Source organism: Colwellia sp. SU-HH01172 (genome assembly GCF_057553355.1).
Genome location: NZ_BAAJMB010000008.1, coordinates 21,643 through 37,779, shown reverse-complemented (window position 1 = coordinate 37,779; position 16,137 = coordinate 21,643). Strand labels below are relative to the sequence as shown.

Here is a 16,137-nt window from a genome sequence, read left to right as displayed (position 1 = left end):
CATGACGAAGTTAACAGGGTTTATTATTGCTATTTGCTTGTTTTATTCACAATTAACTTATGCAGGTAGTGCACAAAAAACTGATATTCAATTACCCATTGAGCAGGTAGAAGTTTTTGCTAAAAATGTTGAACATTATGCTGCCAATGAAGGGGCTAGAGCATTCATTATTGGCCGCGTTGGCCGTCCAGAAGCAGAGTTGCCTAAAGGCATTAAGTTTACTCATACGGCGATAGCGGTTTATTCACAAATTAGCCTAGAGTCGGGCGAAAAGGTTAACGGTTATGCCATTCATAACCTTTATCAAAAAGAAGGTGAGCTTGATAAAAGTGAGCTGGTTATTGATTACCCTATTGATTTTTTTTGGGGAGTAAATGCGCTTAAGGCAGGAATTATTATTCCTACTGCTGATGTGCAACAACGGATAATTGAAGTGATAGCAATGGGCAAAGATAAACAATTACATAATGAAAACTATTCAGTGATTGCTAACCCTTTTAATAATCGCTTTCAAAACTGTACCGAGCACACGTTAAACATTATCAACGCTGGCGTTTATCAAACCACAGATATTGCCGCTTTAAAGACTAATGCTAAGCAGCACTTTACAGCGCAACGGGTAAAAATAAATCCAATGAAGTTAATGTTAGGCAACTTGTTTGTCGATGATGTTTCAACAAAAGATCATAGCGGTAAAGTAAAAACTACAACGTTTACGACCATTGGCAAGTATTTACAAGAAAATGATTTATTAGCCAAAGCTGTGGTGTTAGAAAATAATGGAAAAACGACTAAGTTATTATAAAAAACAGTAGCGATAGGTTTTTGATCTATCGCTACTTTTTGTTAATTTTCATCAGGTATTACTTCAGGCATTAATCTTTAAATCGCACCGTTGACTGCCGCGTTCTATCAACGTGCAATTGCGTAACGTCAGGGCGAGAGTAGTGACCAACGGGATCGAAGTTTTGTCGTTCTTCTCTAACTCTTTTATGATCAATAATGGCGGTGTATAAACCTTCTTCACCAATTTGTGGTTCTATCAGCCATTCACCATCAGGGCCAGCTAAACAAGAAGCGCCATTAGCAAGGTGTGACTTATTAATGCTTGCTAAAATATCGTCAAGATAAGGCGTATCAGTGGGGAAGTCTTCTGGGCGCATTAAGCCACTGGCAGACATGACAAAACTACGACCTTCTTTGGCAATAAAGCGGGTAATATCATGGGTGTTATGCTCTCCACCAGGCCAAATAGCGACATGCAAATCTTCACCTTGTCCATATAATGCTGCGCGCGGTAGCGGCATCCAGTTTTCCCAGCAATTTAAACCGCCAACGGTAAAATCACCTAATGAATGTACGCGCAAACCATGGCCATCACCCGGTGACCAAGTTAATCGTTCTTCATAGGTTGGCATTAGCTTTCTATGGACTGAGCCAATTTCACCGCGTCTATTGATATAAACCATTGAGCAGTAAAGGCTATGACCGCCTCGATCGCCAGCGCGCTCAATAATCCCCAAATATAACGCAACATTGGCGGCTTTTGCTGCCGCGCAAATACTGTCTAAGTGCCCAGACGTTATAGAAACCGCTTGCTGCATATAGTGCGCATGTAATGCTTTTTGATCGGGAGCGTTAAAACGAGCACCGTGGGTAAGCTCAATCCAAAACGGATAGCCGGGCAATAAGGCTTCACCAAAGGCAATTAAGTCACACTGTTCTTTACCTGCGTTAACTATTTGCTGAATGATTTTTTCAGTGGTTGCAGTGCGGTTAAGCCATACTGGGGCAATTTGTGCTAAACCTACTTTTAACGAATCTGAGTGTGCTTTAGTCATGTAAAAAAATTTCCTTGATGATTTATCCTTGATTAAAAAATCTACTATAAATCATCAGTTAAAGAAACTACTGCTTGAATAAACACCATTATTGCTCAGCTAAACGTCTACCAAATGAAACAGCGTAAGCATTACGTCGAGCTTGTAAAAGTGGGTCAGCAGATGGCGCAAAGCCAGTTGATAACACCATAGGATCAAAATTTATTAAGTCACATTTTCCAGCTTGTTCTGTTTGTATCTCGTTAATTGTTAGCTCGGCAGCGACAATTTGTTGATGCTGACCTTGCCAAGCGAAAGCGGCATTATCAACATCATCTTCTGGATTAGCAATTGTAATCACCATATCCCAGCTCACAGCATTTTTAGTGAGATTTTTTTGTAAATTATTAAAGAAAAAATCTTGCGCTGGCGTGACAACTAATTCTTGCTGACGTTGCGGCACAAAAGCCCAACGAACGGCAGTTTTCACTCCTTTATCATTAACTAAATAAAAGCTGTTAATACTGTTGAAAGCGTTTGCTTCATAAGGTTTCAGTACTTTAGTTTTTGTTGCTTGATGCGCTTTAAAGCGCTGAAGATCTTTATTACCTTGCTTAAAAGCTTTTACCGCAGCAGAGCCTACAACCTTTGCGCGCATCAATTCAGCGAATGCTTCAGGGGTCGCAACAGGGAAAAAGTCTAAAGTGTTCATCGACATTAGGTGGTTTTCATTACTCGCCGTGGTGATCGACAAGCCCATGCCATATTCCCCAGGCTTATTGTCTGCCGCTAAATACTTACCTCCTTTATGAGACAGCCTGCCAATGACCTGAGAGTTTTCTGTAAATAAATTACTGTTGCTATATTGCTGAATATTTTTGTTTTTTGGACTTAATGTCGCAGAAAAACAAAAGCCTTTGGTGTGATTCCGACGCTTACCTTCTGTAACGCCAAAAAGCTTTTCAAAGGTGTTAATACCATCAGTTGCGGTATCAGTGTTATTGGCAAATGCTGAAGGTGCTGTTGCCAATAACAAAGCTAAGGTGATCATTTTTGAATTTATCATTTTCGTTACTCTTGAGTTGTTGTAGGTTTTACATTATTGTACGTACACGAACTATTAGTCAACGAATAGTTGTTAATTAAATAATATGCAGGCAAAATTGACAGTGTTTTTATCTATATCTATTTTGAAGTAGGAGAGTTTTTTGTCTGTTGCCAAATTAAATGAACAACTATGCTTTGCGTTGTATTCAGCGTCGAATCACCTAACCAGTATTTATCGACCGTTATTAGAGCCACTAGGCTTAACGTATACGCAGTTCATCGTACTGATGGCGTTGTGGGAAAAAGATAATATTTCGATAAGTGAACTGGCAAAAAATGCCAAGCTCAGTAAAGCGACCATGACTCCGCTTTTAAAACGTTTAGAACAAAAAGAGTTAATTGAACGCCAAATGCTAGCGGGTAACGAACGACAAAAAAATATCGCACTAACTGATGCCGGTAAATTGTTATCGCAGCAGAGTTCAAAAATTACTGAGCAGGCTTTTTGTATGAGTAAGCTATCAAAAGAGCAAGCGGAAACGGTTATTGAAATTTGTCATCAGCTTGTTAACCCTAGCAGTGAATAATTAGCACTCATTCTTATTTATATTAAATGAATGTGCACTAAGTGGCTGCTTTACGGGTTTTTAGGCTGGAATTTAATAAAAATGAGGAATGAATTATGTCAGAACAATGGTTAACAAGTTTAATAACGGAAACAGCGCAAGAAGGTTACGAACTAGCAATAAAACTATCAAGAATGGGGGTTAAGTATACCCAACCATCAGATGCGGTAAGAAGCAAACTTAGGCCAGACTATAGCGAAAACTCAGAAAACTTAATTGCCTCTTCACAAGTTATCGCGACAAATTTTCAAACCGTATCGGCGGCTAACAATTATTGGCGAGACTAGTTTAAAATTTAATTTTTGTAAAAAAAGCCCATTATTAGTGTTTAATAATGGACTTTATTTGTTTTAATTGTGACTGTAAAACTACATTGCTAGCTCTACTGAAATAGGGCAGTGGTCACTTAAGTTTTGACTAACTTCTCGGCTATATTTCTGTTCGAATACTAACTGATCAAACGAGTTTTCAACATAATGAGATTTTGCTTTCGGATCAAAAATTATATGGTCGATATAATCTTTGTAATAGCCACCCCAACATTTTGACTCCGCTTTAATGGTAGGCGCCCAAAGTGCTTCAGCACCGTCATCATCAATTGCCTGCCATAAACCTTGAATTTCACTGTGATTTAACGAAATATCGCGCACAAAACGACGGTTAAAATCACCTAATAAAATAAACGGGACACCTTCTTTAGCACGGGCATCAACCCAGGCTTCTAGTGGTATTGCTTGTTTTGCTAATTCAGCACAAGCCGTTTTTGCATATTCTTCTTTTTCGTTGGTGTTTGGCATTTTAGCAATGCTGGCTTGATCTAAGGCTTTATCGAAACAACCTGATTTCATATGCACGGCTAACAAACGGACGCTTTTATCATTTTTAGTTAAGGTAACATCCATGCCACGACGAGCCAAACCTTGGTCAAGTTCAACGTATTCAATACCTTTAGCTTTATAACCGCTGCCCTTTCTTACAGCAACGCCAACACGTTGTACCCAGTCTTTAGTGGTGAAAAAGAATTCATAATCATCGCCTAAAATTTTTCTAGCCCACTCGGCGCTTTCAACTTCTTGCATGGCAATAACATCAGCATCTAACTGTGTAGCGTAGCGAGCAAGCTCTTTATAATCAGCATCGCTGCGTTTGTTGTATTCGTGCGAACCTAACCAAGCGATATTCCATGACGCAACTTTTAAGGTTTCAGCAAAAGTTGTTGCGCTTAAAAAAGCTAGTGCGACTGTACAAAGGGTAATTAATTTTTTCATTACATCATTCTAGATAATAAATCGGGCAACCAGTGTAACGATTGAAGTGTTAAATTCAAGTTAATAGTTATAGCGAAAACGAGTAACATAGCTAGTTGAAGCGACAGTTTTCGACTTTAATAAGGTTATGTATGAATGGTATTAGTTTTCCTTCTTTTTTAATGATAATAAAAGCTCATGTTAGACCTTCTATTATGTGCGCCATCTTTGGTGTAGTTATTGGCCTTATAGCTTTTATTGTTAACTATAACTTTATAGATTTCACATTCCCCGGTTATCAAATTTTTACTGCACCAGCGCGTTTTGCCTTAAGTTTTTTTAGTGAGGAAACGGCATTCTGGCCAAAAATGGTCATCTTTCTCGTTGGACAATTCCTTGGATATTATATTTTAGGTGACATACTTAATAGAATTTTTTTCGCTGTGAAAAGTAAGCCAAAGCAATAAACCTCTTCAAGCACATATTTAAATTTCATTTAAAAAATTAAACTTATTTAACCCCTTTTTTAATTCCCCATCGTTTTACTAATACCAGTTCTATTAAGTTTGTGGACTTGTTGTGCATAGGAAAAATAATTCAAGGCAAGACGCTTGATTGAGCAATAGCAAGCTATTGGGATTGAGAGCAACGAAGCTTTGGTGTGTTTTAACCTGCACAAATGGGCAATAACTTAATTGAATTGGTATCGAAAGTTAGGAATTGGCCACTGACTTAGCGTGTGATCACACCTCTTTAAATCAAAACTATTGTACATTGAGGAACGACGATGAAAAAAATGATAATGATAATATCTCTTGCCGGTGCAACTACCTTTGGCTTATTTGCTTTTATGGCATTTTTAGTGAACAACGATCAAGTAGCTCCGGCAGAAATGTTACCAACTCCGGTGGTTGAATTTGCCCAAGTACCAGACGAAAAGCCAGCAGTTGAACGGGTGCGTTTTGAAAACAACCCACCGCCGGCGCCAGAGCCCATGCCAACAACGACTATTACACCTACAGAAACCATTGTGGATGGCGATTTTGACTATGGTAACCCTGAAATAAAAGTTGCTAGTACGGGGCCGAGTTTAACCATGGGAGGTGGCAGTCGTGACAGTGATGCAAGGCCTGTTGTGCGCATTAATCCTAAGTATCCTGTTGAGGCAGCGCGTGATGGTATTGAAGGTTGGGTAAAACTTCGCTTTGATATCAATGAAATTGGCGGTGTAACTAACATAGAAGTGATTGACGCAGAGCCCAAGCGTGTATTTAATAAAGCCGCGAGACAAGCATTAAGAAAATGGAAGTATCGTGCGAAATCAGAAGATGGTAAAACTATAGTGCAAAAGGGTTTAACCGTACAACTTGATTTCAACATGAACCAACAAAGCTCAACTTAGTTAAACTACGCTCAACATGGTTCAGGTTAATTCAGCATACTATCAGTACAATTAGGATGAAAATTTGCAGTTACCGTCAATGATCAAAGGCTGGTATAACCCCACCACTAGCCCAGCAAAGTTGCTGGCAAACTATATCTCAACTGGCAAAAACAAATACTTGTCTTTGCTGGTTGAGCAATTTAATTTGTCGCTTTATCACTATTTATTGAGTCAATCGAACAAAGAGTTGGCAGAAGATGTGGTACAAACGACTTGGTTAAAAGTTATGAAAACTTATAGTGCTAGGCAACAGCATAGTAAGCCACAGAGTAATGTAAAAAGCTGGTTATTTACCATTGCCCGCAATACCTTAATTGACGAATTTCGACGCCAACAAAAATGGCAAAGTCAGTTATTAGATGAAAACAAAATGCTAACCGTAAACTTGGAAAAATCGCTGCAAGTCGCTGATAGACTAAACCAGTTTAATGCTGCACTTGCCCAGTTACCATTTTTACAACGTGAAGCGTTTATTTTTCAGCAGGAAGGCTTTTCAGTAAATGAGATTGCGCAATTAACTAACGACAGTTTTGAAACCGTTAAAAGCCGATTACGTTACGCCCGCAATAATTTAAGTCATTTGTTAGGAACATCATCATGAGTGCCGATAAATTTGATAAAGAACTCTCCAACCTTTATCAACAACGAAAACAACAAGTCGACGCGCCAAGGGTTGATTTAGAAAATACCGCTATACCTGTTAAACCAAGCCGTTCACTGTGGCACATGTTAGCGCTATTGCTAACTGGTGGTGTAGCTTCATTTGGCGTTATGGCAATTATTACCTACTTTGCTGAACCGGCTGTGCATGGTTCAAAGCAGCAATACAAACAACACTCAGTGCGAGTGGTCGAAATTACTGAAGTAAAACCTGAAGAAGTGACTTTACCACCTCCACCAGCAACGCCACCGTTACCGCCAAAACCGATAAGTAATGCACCGAAAGTTATTAGTGAAGTACCAACAGCGAGCACAGATATTGCCAAACCAGAAATGGCATTAAATAAGCCAATGGCTGACGACGTTAATGTGCCGGCAATTGAACAGCCTAAACTTGATATAAAGCCGACTCATAAGGTGATGCCTGAATACCCTAAATCAGCACTTTACTCACGTAAATCGGGCAAGGTAAAACTGCAATATCGCATTTCCTATTCAGGCAAAGTGATTGATGTTAGTGGTATGAACAAGCATAGCGACCGAGCACTTGAACTTTCAGCGAAGAAAGCCTTAAGCCAATGGCGTTACCCTGAAGAGGCTGGTGGAGAAAAGTTTTTGGAAATTGAATTTGAGTTTAATTTAGAAAAGTGATGAGTACTTAAAAATAGTAGCCAGTATTGAATCTTGAAATTTAATACTGATTTCTTGGTGAATTTATTAAAAGACTGAAGATTTACCATCTAAAATTTAAAAACACTAAAACTAGCCAGAATTGCTGTTAGTACTGTGATGGAAGGAACGGCTGAATCTAAAATATAAAATCGCAGTTGATTTGCCATATTGTAGCGCTTGCTCGCACGTTGAAAGCTAACAATTCTTGCAACATCTGTTTTAATGGCAGACATTACATTATTTTCTATATTGATTAATAATTCTTCAGTGTCAGCGTTTGTGCCTTCCACTGTTACTGGTCTACCTGGGCTATAACCTTTTGCTATAGTAAACTCGGCGTGAATTTGTATAGAAGAATTTGTTAATTGACGAATTTCGGGTATTAATGTGCGTGTTTTCCAACTTTTTTCCGTCATCCCCTCTGGTACGTCAACTTCTTCAATAAAGCTAGATTTCCATTGGGTATATTCTGCATATAATATGTAAAAATAGTTCAGTGCAAACCATATTAAGCATGTTGGTAGTCCAATATTTAGAAACTTATCAGGTATAGACACATTGAACACTTTTAGTGTGGATAATGAAACCACAGCAAAATGAGTGAAGCAAAGTACACTGACAAACAATACATTTCGTCGTAATTTAAGCGCAAGTTCAGATAGTGTAAAAAATTCTTTTGCCATTATTTTAGTTTAACCATTCTCTATAATTGCTGTGAATATGCGCGATTATCAGTGCATAAGATAGAAAATAAATGTAGATTTTTGTACATAGCTGGATATTACTGAGATGGCTCAGTAATATCTTTTAATTTGAATAGATTAATTGCAATAATTTCAGATGGTTAGTGAAACTTCAGATGGGTTGCTGTCAGTAGTTAGTTTCGTAATCTGTACCGCCCATTTTTCAGCATATGCACAGCCCAAATAAACCCTGAAAGCGTTAACCACAAAGTGACAAAAGCAAACAGCATAATTTGAATGTTGTTAAAACTGCCTTCGTCGCCGTAATCCATAAAATGTAGCATAAAGAAAAAGCCAGCAAAGCGTTTATCATTATTACTATGGCCAACTATGCGCCCTGAGCCTTGTTCAACATAAACGCTGGTTTCTAAATCATCATTGAAATTTATTTGCCAAGTTGGGTTTTTCTGTTTTGGGTAATCTGCAATATTAGATGTTAACAAGGTCGCTGAGGTTAATTCACCTGGGCCGTTGTAACTGGCTTTTGCTATACGTGTTACCAATTGCTCATCAACTTGGGTTAATGCACCTGTTAGTGCATTGACCAACAAATAACGATTAGCAAAGTGACGATACAAACCTTGTTCTTGCGTCAACAAGTAATACGGTGTTGCTAACAGTTTTGTTTGTGTCAGTTCTACCGTATCAGGATAGGCTTTTAAGATTGATTCAACAGGCAGCAAATCTTTTTCAGCGACTATATGTTCAGAGGCGGTGGGTGCTTGACGATAAGCATTGCCGCGGGCTTTTTTATGATCAATCACATTGAACACTAAGCCACTAAATACCCAAATAAGTAGCTGCAAACCTATCAGTAAAGATGCCCATTTATGTATTTTCTTGGTCCAGAACATCATGATTCACCACCACTGTTTAACGGCTTATCTTGTGCAGTTAACGTTGCTTTTCTACTGCGCTTTTGATTATTGTTAAATGCAGGTTTTATCACTTTAAAGTAGGTTAATACCAAACCACTTAATACCGCGAATTGTGCTAATAATGCGATGATAAATAAAAACCAATTACTGACATTGCCGCCGTCGTCATAATCCATCACATGAAAGCGGAACATCCAGTCAAACAGCCGCCAGAATTCATGACGTTTAGTGACCACCTTTCCGGTGCTGGCTGATATGTATAATGCAGGTGCAGCAAAGTTATCGAAATTCACTCGCCATGCTGGCAAGTGCCGTGAACTTAATTCAAAAGGAGGATTTTCAGTGATTAACTCGGCGTTAATGATTTCACCATCATCAGCATAAAAGTGCTCAGCCACGATAATAGCCGACTGTTCACTTATTGGTGACAATAACTTCCCATCGGAGGCATCAACCATAAAGGCCTGTTTATCAATGTTAAAACGATAAACCTCACGATTGACGAGCATGCCGACACTTAAGTTTTCCGCATTGGGATATTGCTGAAAAAGTGTTTGTGTTGAGTAAGTTAAATTTTCGGGCTTTATTTTAGTTTGGTGATTAATGATCAGGCTGTCGCCGTGAATATAGTCAATATCAAAAAACACCATATAGGCGCCGGTAACCGACCAAATAACGAATTGCACACCAATAAATAACATCAGCCACTTATGTAATTTGTGGCTGATTTTAAAAAGCATTTTTGGCTTTCTTACAGTTTTAATTGTGACTTTCTCCATAGAAAATATACCGCAGGCAGCACAAGCAAAGCTAATAAAATTGCGCTAACCATGCCGCCAACCATAGGCGCAGCAATGCGGCTCATCACTTCTGAGCCTGTTCCTGTGCCATATAGTATCGGCAACAATCCAATAATAACAGTGGCTACCGTCATCATTACTGGCCGAACACGCATGCCCGCGCCTTGAAGGATAGCATGAGTTAATTCCTTCATTGTAAAAGGAAGTTTGTTAGTTTGATGTTGCTCAATACTTTCCTTAAAGGCTTGGTTTAAATACACTAACATAATGACGCCAATTTCCACCGCAACACCTGCAAGTGCGATAAAGCCAACGCCAACCGCGACAGAAAAATTAAAGCCTTCAAGATACATTAGCCAAATGCCGCCGATCATTGCCAACGGCAAAGTGGCAATAATAATGGCAACTTCAACAAAATTGCGAAAGTTCAAGTACAACAAAATAATGATAATGGCGAGCGTTAACGGCAGCACGTAGCTGAGTTTAGCTTTAGCCCGCTCCATGTATTCATACTGACCTGCCCATGAAATGGAATAGCCTGCAGGTAGTACTAGTTCTTCGGCGAGTTTTGCTTTTGCTTGTTCAACATACGTACCAACATCAATATTTTCGATATCGATTAAACTCCAGCCATTAATGCGAGCGTTTTCACTTTTAATACTTGGCGGGCCATCCTCAACATAAACGTCGGCGACATCAGCGAGTGAAATACGTTGTCCTGCTGGCGTAACAATAGGCAGTAATTGTAATTGCTCTGGCGAGTCACGGTAGTCTTGCGGGTAACGTAAATTAACCGGATAACGTTCTAAACCTTCAACGGTTTGAGTGACGTTCATGCCGCCAATTGCGGTTGCGACCACTTGTTGAACATCAGCAATATTTAAACCGTATCGCGCGGCTTTATTACGGTTAATATCAACTTTGATATAACGGCCACCAGCGACACGTTCGGAATAAATCGATGCCGTGCCCGGTTGATCTTTCAGGATATTTTCAATATCTAGTCCGATATCTTGAATGACTTTTAAATCGCTGCCCGCTATTTTTATGCCGACAGGGGTTTTAATGCCTGTTGCTAGCATATCGATGCGGGTTTTAATCGGCATGACCCAAGCATTAGTTAAACCTGGAAAGCGGACAATGGCATCTAATTCTTTGCGAATAGTATCTGTGGTTGTGCCTTCTCGCCATTGAGATTTCGGTTTAAATTGTATGAAGGTTTCAATCATGGTTAGCGGTGCGGGGTCGGTTGCCGTTTCAGCGCGTCCGACCTTGCCAAATACGGTTTTTACTTCTGGAATGGTGCGTATGAGCTTATCGGTTTGCTGTAAAATTTCTCGCGCTTTACCAATAGAAATGCCAGGGTAAGTGGTTGGCATATACATTAAGTCGCCTTCATCAAGTGGTGGAATAAATTCACTGCCAATTTTGTCGATAGGTGAAAAACCAATTAAGGTCACAATTAGTGCTGCGAATAAGGTACTTTTAGGAAAGCGTAAAACGGTTTTTAATAACGGCATATAAGCGGCTATTAACGCTCGATTGACTGGATTTTTGCGCTCAGAAATAACCTTGCCGCGAATAAAGTAACCCATTAATACTGGCACTAAGGTAATGGCTAAACCTGCTGAAGCTGCCATGGCGTAAGTTTTTGTGTAAGCCAGCGGGCTAAACATTCGGCCCTCTTGTGCTTCTAAAATAAACACCGGCATAAAACTTACCGTGATGATCAGCAAACTAAAAAATAATGCAGGGCCAACTTCGGAGGCCGATTTGGCGACAATTTGCCATCGGTTCTGCTCGGTAAGTGGTGTTTTTTCCATATGCTTATGCATATTTTCGATCATCACAATGGCACCATCGGTCATCGCACCAATGGCAATGGCTATACCGCCAAGCGACATGATATTGGCGTTAATGCCCTGAAAATACATAATGATAAAAGAAACCAGAATGCCCAATGGCAAGCTAATAACTGCAACTATCGAAGAACGGACATGAAACAGGAACACCACGCAAACAATGGCCACTACCGCTAATTCTTCAATGAGCTTTGACCATAAGTTATCAACAGCGCGCTCAATAAGGCCTGAGCGATCGTAAACTGTGACCACTTCTACGCCATCCGGTAAACCTTGTTGTAAGCTTTTTAACTTTTCTTTTACGCCAGCAATGGTTTGTTGGGCATTGGCACCAAAGCGCATCACCACTACGCCACCAACGGTTTCACCTTCGCCATTAAGCTCGGCAATACCACGACGCATTTGTGGACCCAAATTAATATCAGCAACGTCTTTTAGTTGCAGCGGTACGCCTTTGGCGTTCATACCAAGTGGAATAGCTTCTAGGTCTTCCACATTTTCAATATAGCCTGAGGCGGTAACCATATATTCAGCTTCAGCCATTTCCACTACGGAGGCACCTACTTCTTGGTTGCCTTGTTTAATGGCGGTTTGAATTAAGCTCAGTGGAATACCATACGCGCGTAATTTATCTGGATTTACCGATATTTGGTACTGCTTAACCATGCCGCCAATAGCAGCGACTTCAGAAACACCAGCAACAGTTTGTAATTCATACTTTAAAAACCAGTCTTGAATGGAGCGCAGTTGGCTGATGTCATGCTGGCCGGTTTTATCGACCAAGGCATAAAGATAGACCCAGCCGACACCCGTTGCATCAGGCCCTAATTGTGGTTTAGCACTGCTAGGTAAGTTGGCGGCAACTTGTGATAAATATTCCAATACTCGACTACGTGCCCAATATAAATCGGTGTCGTCATCAAATATTACGTAAACATAAGAATCACCGAAAAATGAGTAGCCACGGACAGTGCGAGCGCCGGGTACCGATAACATTGCCGTGGTTAATGGGTAAGTCACTTGGTCTTCCACTACTTGTGGTGCTTGCCCGGGGTAACTGGTTTTGATGATCACTTGCACGTCTGACAAGTCAGGTATCGCGTCAATCGGGGTGTTTTTAAAGGCAAAAATACCTGCACCAACAATGATTAAGGTGACGAGTAAGACAAAAAATCGATTGAACACCGACCAATGAATAATACGTTCTATCATAATAATTTCCTTGGTCTTGGCTTAATGATTATGGTCGTTATCAGCAATAGAGGTAGCTGCATCGTGCAAGGTAATAACGGTAAATTCGCCATTTTCTACGGCAAAAGTGAAGTTAATTTCCATACCTTGATTAAGCTTGGCAAGGGCAATATTATTCGCGATGTAAAAATCTAATGTCGCAGCAGGGCGTTGCCATTTTTCTATTGGTCCTCGACTGATGTTGGCGGTTCTGGTGTCAACATCGATACTGTTTATGGTGCCAACAACTTGTGCATGGGCAACTGGCTGGGCAGTATGTTCCATATCCATATCCATATCCATATCCATATCCATAGCTGACATGCGCTTGAAGTCGGAGGTTTTACTCGATTCTGAGTCTAATAAAAACTGTGCTGAGGTGACGATAGTGTCGTCTGCCGATAAGCCTGAAAGGATTTCTATTTGCTTGCCATCACTGCGCCCAACATCTACGGCGATTGATTTAAACTGACCTTCTCCCATTGCTAATACCACACGGTCTTGCGTGCCGGTGCGAATTAACGCTTCTTTCGGGATCACTATGGTTTCTGGTGAGGGTTTTCCGTCAATAATCACCTGTGCGAACATATTTGGTTTTAACGCTAGGTCGTGATTATTAAATCGTAAGCGCACTTTCATGGTACGGGTTTGGCTGTCTAATGTTGGGTAAATATAATCTACTTTGCCTTGCCAAGTTTTTCCGGGCAGAAAGTCTAGTGTCATTTCAACATTGTCATCAACAAACACAAAACCGGCTTGGCGCTCTAATACTTCGGCTTCAACCCAAACTTCAGTAAGGTCGCCAATAGAAAACAACATAGTGCCAGGTTGTACATAAAAGCCTTCACGTACTGATAAGTTTTCGACCACGCCTGATTGCGGCGCATAGAAAGTCACTTGCTGTTGTACCTTACGGCTTTGTTGTAGTTCAGCAATTGCGCGATCAGGAATATTCAGTGCTAATAAACGGTTTCTTGCGGCATTAATTAAGCGGGTATTCTTACGTGAAAGTGCCAGTACAAACTCTTCTTGGGCATTGACCAATTCAGGAGAATATAACGAATAAATTGCCTGACCTTTTTTAACTGTATCACCAACGGCGTTTACATTGAGTGTTTCTATCCAGCCTTTTACGCGTGGATGAATATGTACTAGTTTGTCTTGGTTATAGTTTACGTAACCGACAGTTTTTATTTGCGTTTGTAAACTTGCGTTTTTGACTTTTTCAGTACGAACGCCAATGTTATTGACGATACTTGGGTTGATGGTAACTGTGCCGACTTCATCATTTGCGTTATTATTTTTATAGACGGGCACTAGCTCCATACCCATAGGAGAAAGGCCAGGTTTATCACGGCGAAAGTTTGCGTCCATTGGTGCAACCCAATACATAGGCTTGGCTTCATCATTCGATGTCGAGTTTATTTCAGCTGAGCCTGTTTCTGCTGGGTAATTGGCAAAAAAATTAAAACTTAACCAGCCACCAAATAAAATGCTTGGAATGGCGATAATAGCTCCGCGAACCATGCTATTGAGAAGTGTTTTTTTATCTGTTGTCATTATGCTAATCCTGTAATTGCTTGGCTAATGTTGCGGGCGTGAAGGTTGCTGTTTGATTAGCTTGGCTAAAAACATAGTTAAGTTCTAAATGTAATTTTTGCTGTTCAACGGTAATGCTTAGGTGATCAATGGTGGCGTCTAATTCGTCAATGCGAGCGCGAACAATTTCACCAAAATCGCCACTGTCGTTGGTGTAAGCGTTTAAGGCAATTTCTGCCTGTTGATGAAATTGCGGCAGGAGTTTTTTCTCAAATAATGCCTGACGTTGATTAAGTTGTAATAAGCGGCCTTTTGCAGAAGAAAAAGCGCCGAGCAATTGTCGTAGCAATAATTGCTTTTCAGTTTTAACCGCTTCAGTTTTTGATACCGCTGCTTTGTGTTGTTGATCTTGTTTATTTTCGGTAAATAGCGGCACATCAAAGGTGATACCGATTGAAAATAAGTCAGCACGGCTACTATTGGTGGCGTCGTCACCACGATAGCCATAACTGGCGTTGATGCCCCATTCAGGTTGATATTTTTGTTTTGCTAGCGCTTTGCCTAAGGCAACCGATTTTATTTTATTGTCTATGGCGACAACCGCAGGATGGTTGCTGAAATAGCTGACGAGTTCGGCATTGGAATAGTGACGCTTTGCCATAATTAACGCTTTATTTTGTAAGTCGATTTTTGGCAGTTGGCTAGTCAGTTCGACTGTGAAATTATTAGCGAAGTGATCGTTATCGTTTTGCTCTGTTGCCATCAACCATTGGTTTAACTGGCCAATGTAGGCATTTTTCTGTTGCTCGAATTGTACTAGTTTATCGTCGATACGACTTAGCTCTAATTCTGCGCGAATAATGTCTTGCTGCTGTGCTTGCCCAATCGTGGAAGAATAGCGCGCTTCTGCAACATCAATTAACTGGGTAAATAAGCTTTTATTTTCTTTAATCAAGGCAATGCTTTGCTGCATTTTATAAGCGTTAAGCCAGAGTGTACCAACGGTTACCGCGACTTTTGACTCTCTATCTTGGCGCAAGTAAGGGTATTGCTTACTTTCGGTGCTTAACTGCTTTTTGCGTAAGGTTAAGGTATCACCACGTGGGAACATTTGACTGACACCGAGTTTGAATTGAGTCATTGGCTCTTGGTTAAAGTGCAAGGAATCGGCAGCTATGTTTGCCATGCCGATAGACACTTTCGGATCGGCCATGGTATTCGCGGCGATACTCAATGATTCCAAGGCTTGTTGTTGATGACGATTACCGGTAAGCCAAGGGTCATTCGCTTGTGCTTGCTTAATGGCTTTTGCCAAACTTAGCGTGTTCATGTCGTTATTGGCTGACGTATTGGCGGCAAGGCTTTGGCTAGAAATGATTGATACTGTCATCAAAAATAATAGTGCAAAAGTCTTTATCGCTTTGGGTGATTTATATTTAGCACTATGACTAAATGATTGGCGTAGCGGTAAAAATATAGGTAATGCTAGCATGGTTGTTCTTCTTAAAAAATTCTATTTAAAGCTGTGTTTAGTTTCGTTTTTATCGCCATTAAAATGAGTAAAGAGGG

16 protein-coding genes are annotated in these 16,137 nt (G+C 40.2%); 7 read left to right on the top strand and 9 right to left on the bottom strand.

All coding sequences use genetic code 11. From position 1 onward, the window contains the following. Position 1 precedes the first annotated feature (1 nt). Entirely contained in the window at positions 2 to 805 is an 804-nt protein-coding gene (locus tag AC27JP_RS17670) for a DUF2145 domain-containing protein (protein ID WP_487117249.1), read from the top strand. Positions 806 to 875: 70 nt separating this feature from the next. Here the strand turns inward: AC27JP_RS17670 and AC27JP_RS17665 are convergent, their stop codons facing one another. Then, entirely contained in the window at positions 876 to 1,841 is a 966-nt protein-coding gene (locus tag AC27JP_RS17665; RefSeq protein WP_487117248.1) for a carbon-nitrogen hydrolase family protein, read from the bottom strand. 88 nt (positions 1,842 to 1,929) lie between these two features. Then, positions 1,930 to 2,886 (bottom strand): catalase, encoded by a 957-nt coding sequence (locus AC27JP_RS17660; protein WP_487117247.1) that lies wholly within the window; start codon positions 2,884 to 2,886, stop codon positions 1,930 to 1,932. Positions 2,887 to 3,028: 142 nt separating this feature from the next. Here AC27JP_RS17660 and AC27JP_RS17655 point away from each other — a divergent pair, with 142 nt between their 5' ends. Further along, positions 3,029 to 3,454, top strand: coding sequence for a MarR family winged helix-turn-helix transcriptional regulator (locus tag AC27JP_RS17655; RefSeq protein WP_487117246.1), 426 nt, complete (start codon positions 3,029 to 3,031; stop codon positions 3,452 to 3,454). Between the two features lie 95 nt (positions 3,455 to 3,549). After that, on the top strand, positions 3,550 to 3,780 hold the full coding sequence (locus tag AC27JP_RS17650; protein WP_487117245.1) for a hexameric tyrosine-coordinated heme protein: 231 nt from the start codon (positions 3,550 to 3,552) through the stop codon (positions 3,778 to 3,780). An 81-nt stretch (positions 3,781 to 3,861) separates the two neighbouring features. On the opposite strand, the gene AC27JP_RS17645 is transcribed toward AC27JP_RS17650, so the two are convergent. After that, a complete protein-coding gene (locus tag AC27JP_RS17645; protein WP_487117244.1) occupies positions 3,862 to 4,761 on the bottom strand; it encodes an endonuclease/exonuclease/phosphatase family protein in 900 nt (299 codons plus the stop codon). Positions 4,762 to 4,892: 131 nt separating this feature from the next. Between AC27JP_RS17645 and AC27JP_RS17640 the strand changes: the two genes are divergently transcribed. The 4 genes from AC27JP_RS17640 to AC27JP_RS17625 all read left to right on the top strand — a co-directional run bounded on the left by AC27JP_RS17640 (position 4,893) and on the right by AC27JP_RS17625 (position 7,495). Further along, positions 4,893 to 5,207, top strand: a complete 315-nt coding sequence (locus AC27JP_RS17640; protein ID WP_487117243.1) for a hypothetical protein — start codon at positions 4,893 to 4,895, stop codon at positions 5,205 to 5,207. A gap of 320 nt (positions 5,208 to 5,527) precedes the next feature. Further along, positions 5,528 to 6,142, top strand: a complete 615-nt coding sequence (locus AC27JP_RS17635) for a TonB family protein (protein ID WP_487117242.1) — start codon at positions 5,528 to 5,530, stop codon at positions 6,140 to 6,142. A 64-nt stretch (positions 6,143 to 6,206) separates the two neighbouring features. Continuing rightward, a complete protein-coding gene (locus tag AC27JP_RS17630) occupies positions 6,207 to 6,785 on the top strand; it encodes a sigma-70 family RNA polymerase sigma factor (protein ID WP_487117241.1) in 579 nt (192 codons plus the stop codon). Next, positions 6,782 to 7,495, top strand: coding sequence for a TonB family protein (locus tag AC27JP_RS17625; protein ID WP_487117240.1), 714 nt, complete (start codon positions 6,782 to 6,784; stop codon positions 7,493 to 7,495). The genes AC27JP_RS17630 and AC27JP_RS17625 overlap by 4 nt, the downstream gene beginning before the upstream one ends. Before the next feature lie 89 nt (positions 7,496 to 7,584). Here the strand turns inward: AC27JP_RS17625 and AC27JP_RS17620 are convergent, their stop codons facing one another. From AC27JP_RS17620 to AC27JP_RS17595, 6 genes are all read right to left on the bottom strand, one after another. Continuing rightward, a complete protein-coding gene (locus tag AC27JP_RS17620; RefSeq protein ID WP_487117239.1) occupies positions 7,585 to 8,199 on the bottom strand; it encodes a hypothetical protein in 615 nt (204 codons plus the stop codon). A gap of 194 nt (positions 8,200 to 8,393) precedes the next feature. After that, complete coding sequence (locus AC27JP_RS17615; RefSeq protein ID WP_487117238.1) at positions 8,394 to 9,116, bottom strand: hypothetical protein; 723 nt, start codon at positions 9,114 to 9,116, stop codon at positions 8,394 to 8,396. Further along, positions 9,113 to 9,877, bottom strand: a complete 765-nt coding sequence (locus tag AC27JP_RS17610; protein WP_487117237.1) for a PepSY domain-containing protein — start codon at positions 9,875 to 9,877, stop codon at positions 9,113 to 9,115. Before AC27JP_RS17610 ends, AC27JP_RS17615 begins: the two co-directional genes overlap by 4 nt. Before the next feature lie 11 nt (positions 9,878 to 9,888). Continuing rightward, positions 9,889 to 13,011 (bottom strand): efflux RND transporter permease subunit, encoded by a 3,123-nt coding sequence (locus AC27JP_RS17605; RefSeq protein ID WP_487117236.1) that lies wholly within the window; start codon positions 13,009 to 13,011, stop codon positions 9,889 to 9,891. Between the two features lie 21 nt (positions 13,012 to 13,032). Beyond that, a complete protein-coding gene (locus AC27JP_RS17600) occupies positions 13,033 to 14,589 on the bottom strand; it encodes an efflux RND transporter periplasmic adaptor subunit (protein WP_487117235.1) in 1,557 nt (518 codons plus the stop codon). A 4-nt stretch (positions 14,590 to 14,593) separates the two neighbouring features. Then, a complete protein-coding gene (locus AC27JP_RS17595) occupies positions 14,594 to 16,060 on the bottom strand; it encodes a TolC family protein (RefSeq protein ID WP_487117234.1) in 1,467 nt (488 codons plus the stop codon). Positions 16,061 to 16,137 lie beyond the last annotated feature (77 nt).

Bases quoted from the DNA above. Each gene is read 5' to 3' on its own strand.
- AC27JP_RS17670 (WP_487117249.1), top strand. From the start codon at position 2: ATGACGAAGTTAACAGGGTTTATTATTGCTATTTGCTTGTTTTATTCA.
- AC27JP_RS17665 (WP_487117248.1), bottom strand. From the start codon at position 1,841: ATGACTAAAGCACACTCAGATTCGTTAAAAGTAGGTTTAGCACAAATT.
- AC27JP_RS17660 (WP_487117247.1), bottom strand. From the start codon at position 2,886: ATGATAAATTCAAAAATGATCACCTTAGCTTTGTTATTGGCAACAGCA.
- AC27JP_RS17650 (WP_487117245.1), top strand. From the start codon at position 3,550: ATGTCAGAACAATGGTTAACAAGTTTAATAACGGAAACAGCGCAAGAA.
- AC27JP_RS17645 (WP_487117244.1), bottom strand. From the start codon at position 4,761: ATGAAAAAATTAATTACCCTTTGTACAGTCGCACTAGCTTTTTTAAGC.
- AC27JP_RS17640 (WP_487117243.1), top strand. From the start codon at position 4,893: ATGAATGGTATTAGTTTTCCTTCTTTTTTAATGATAATAAAAGCTCAT.
- AC27JP_RS17635 (WP_487117242.1), top strand. From the start codon at position 5,528: ATGAAAAAAATGATAATGATAATATCTCTTGCCGGTGCAACTACCTTT.
- AC27JP_RS17625 (WP_487117240.1), top strand. From the start codon at position 6,782: ATGAGTGCCGATAAATTTGATAAAGAACTCTCCAACCTTTATCAACAA.
- AC27JP_RS17620 (WP_487117239.1), bottom strand. From the start codon at position 8,199: ATGGCAAAAGAATTTTTTACACTATCTGAACTTGCGCTTAAATTACGA.
- AC27JP_RS17615 (WP_487117238.1), bottom strand. From the start codon at position 9,116: ATGATGTTCTGGACCAAGAAAATACATAAATGGGCATCTTTACTGATA.
- AC27JP_RS17610 (WP_487117237.1), bottom strand. From the start codon at position 9,877: ATGCTTTTTAAAATCAGCCACAAATTACATAAGTGGCTGATGTTATTT.
- AC27JP_RS17605 (WP_487117236.1), bottom strand. From the start codon at position 13,011: ATGATAGAACGTATTATTCATTGGTCGGTGTTCAATCGATTTTTTGTC.
- AC27JP_RS17600 (WP_487117235.1), bottom strand. From the start codon at position 14,589: ATGACAACAGATAAAAAAACACTTCTCAATAGCATGGTTCGCGGAGCT.
- AC27JP_RS17595 (WP_487117234.1), bottom strand. From the start codon at position 16,060: ATGCTAGCATTACCTATATTTTTACCGCTACGCCAATCATTTAGTCAT.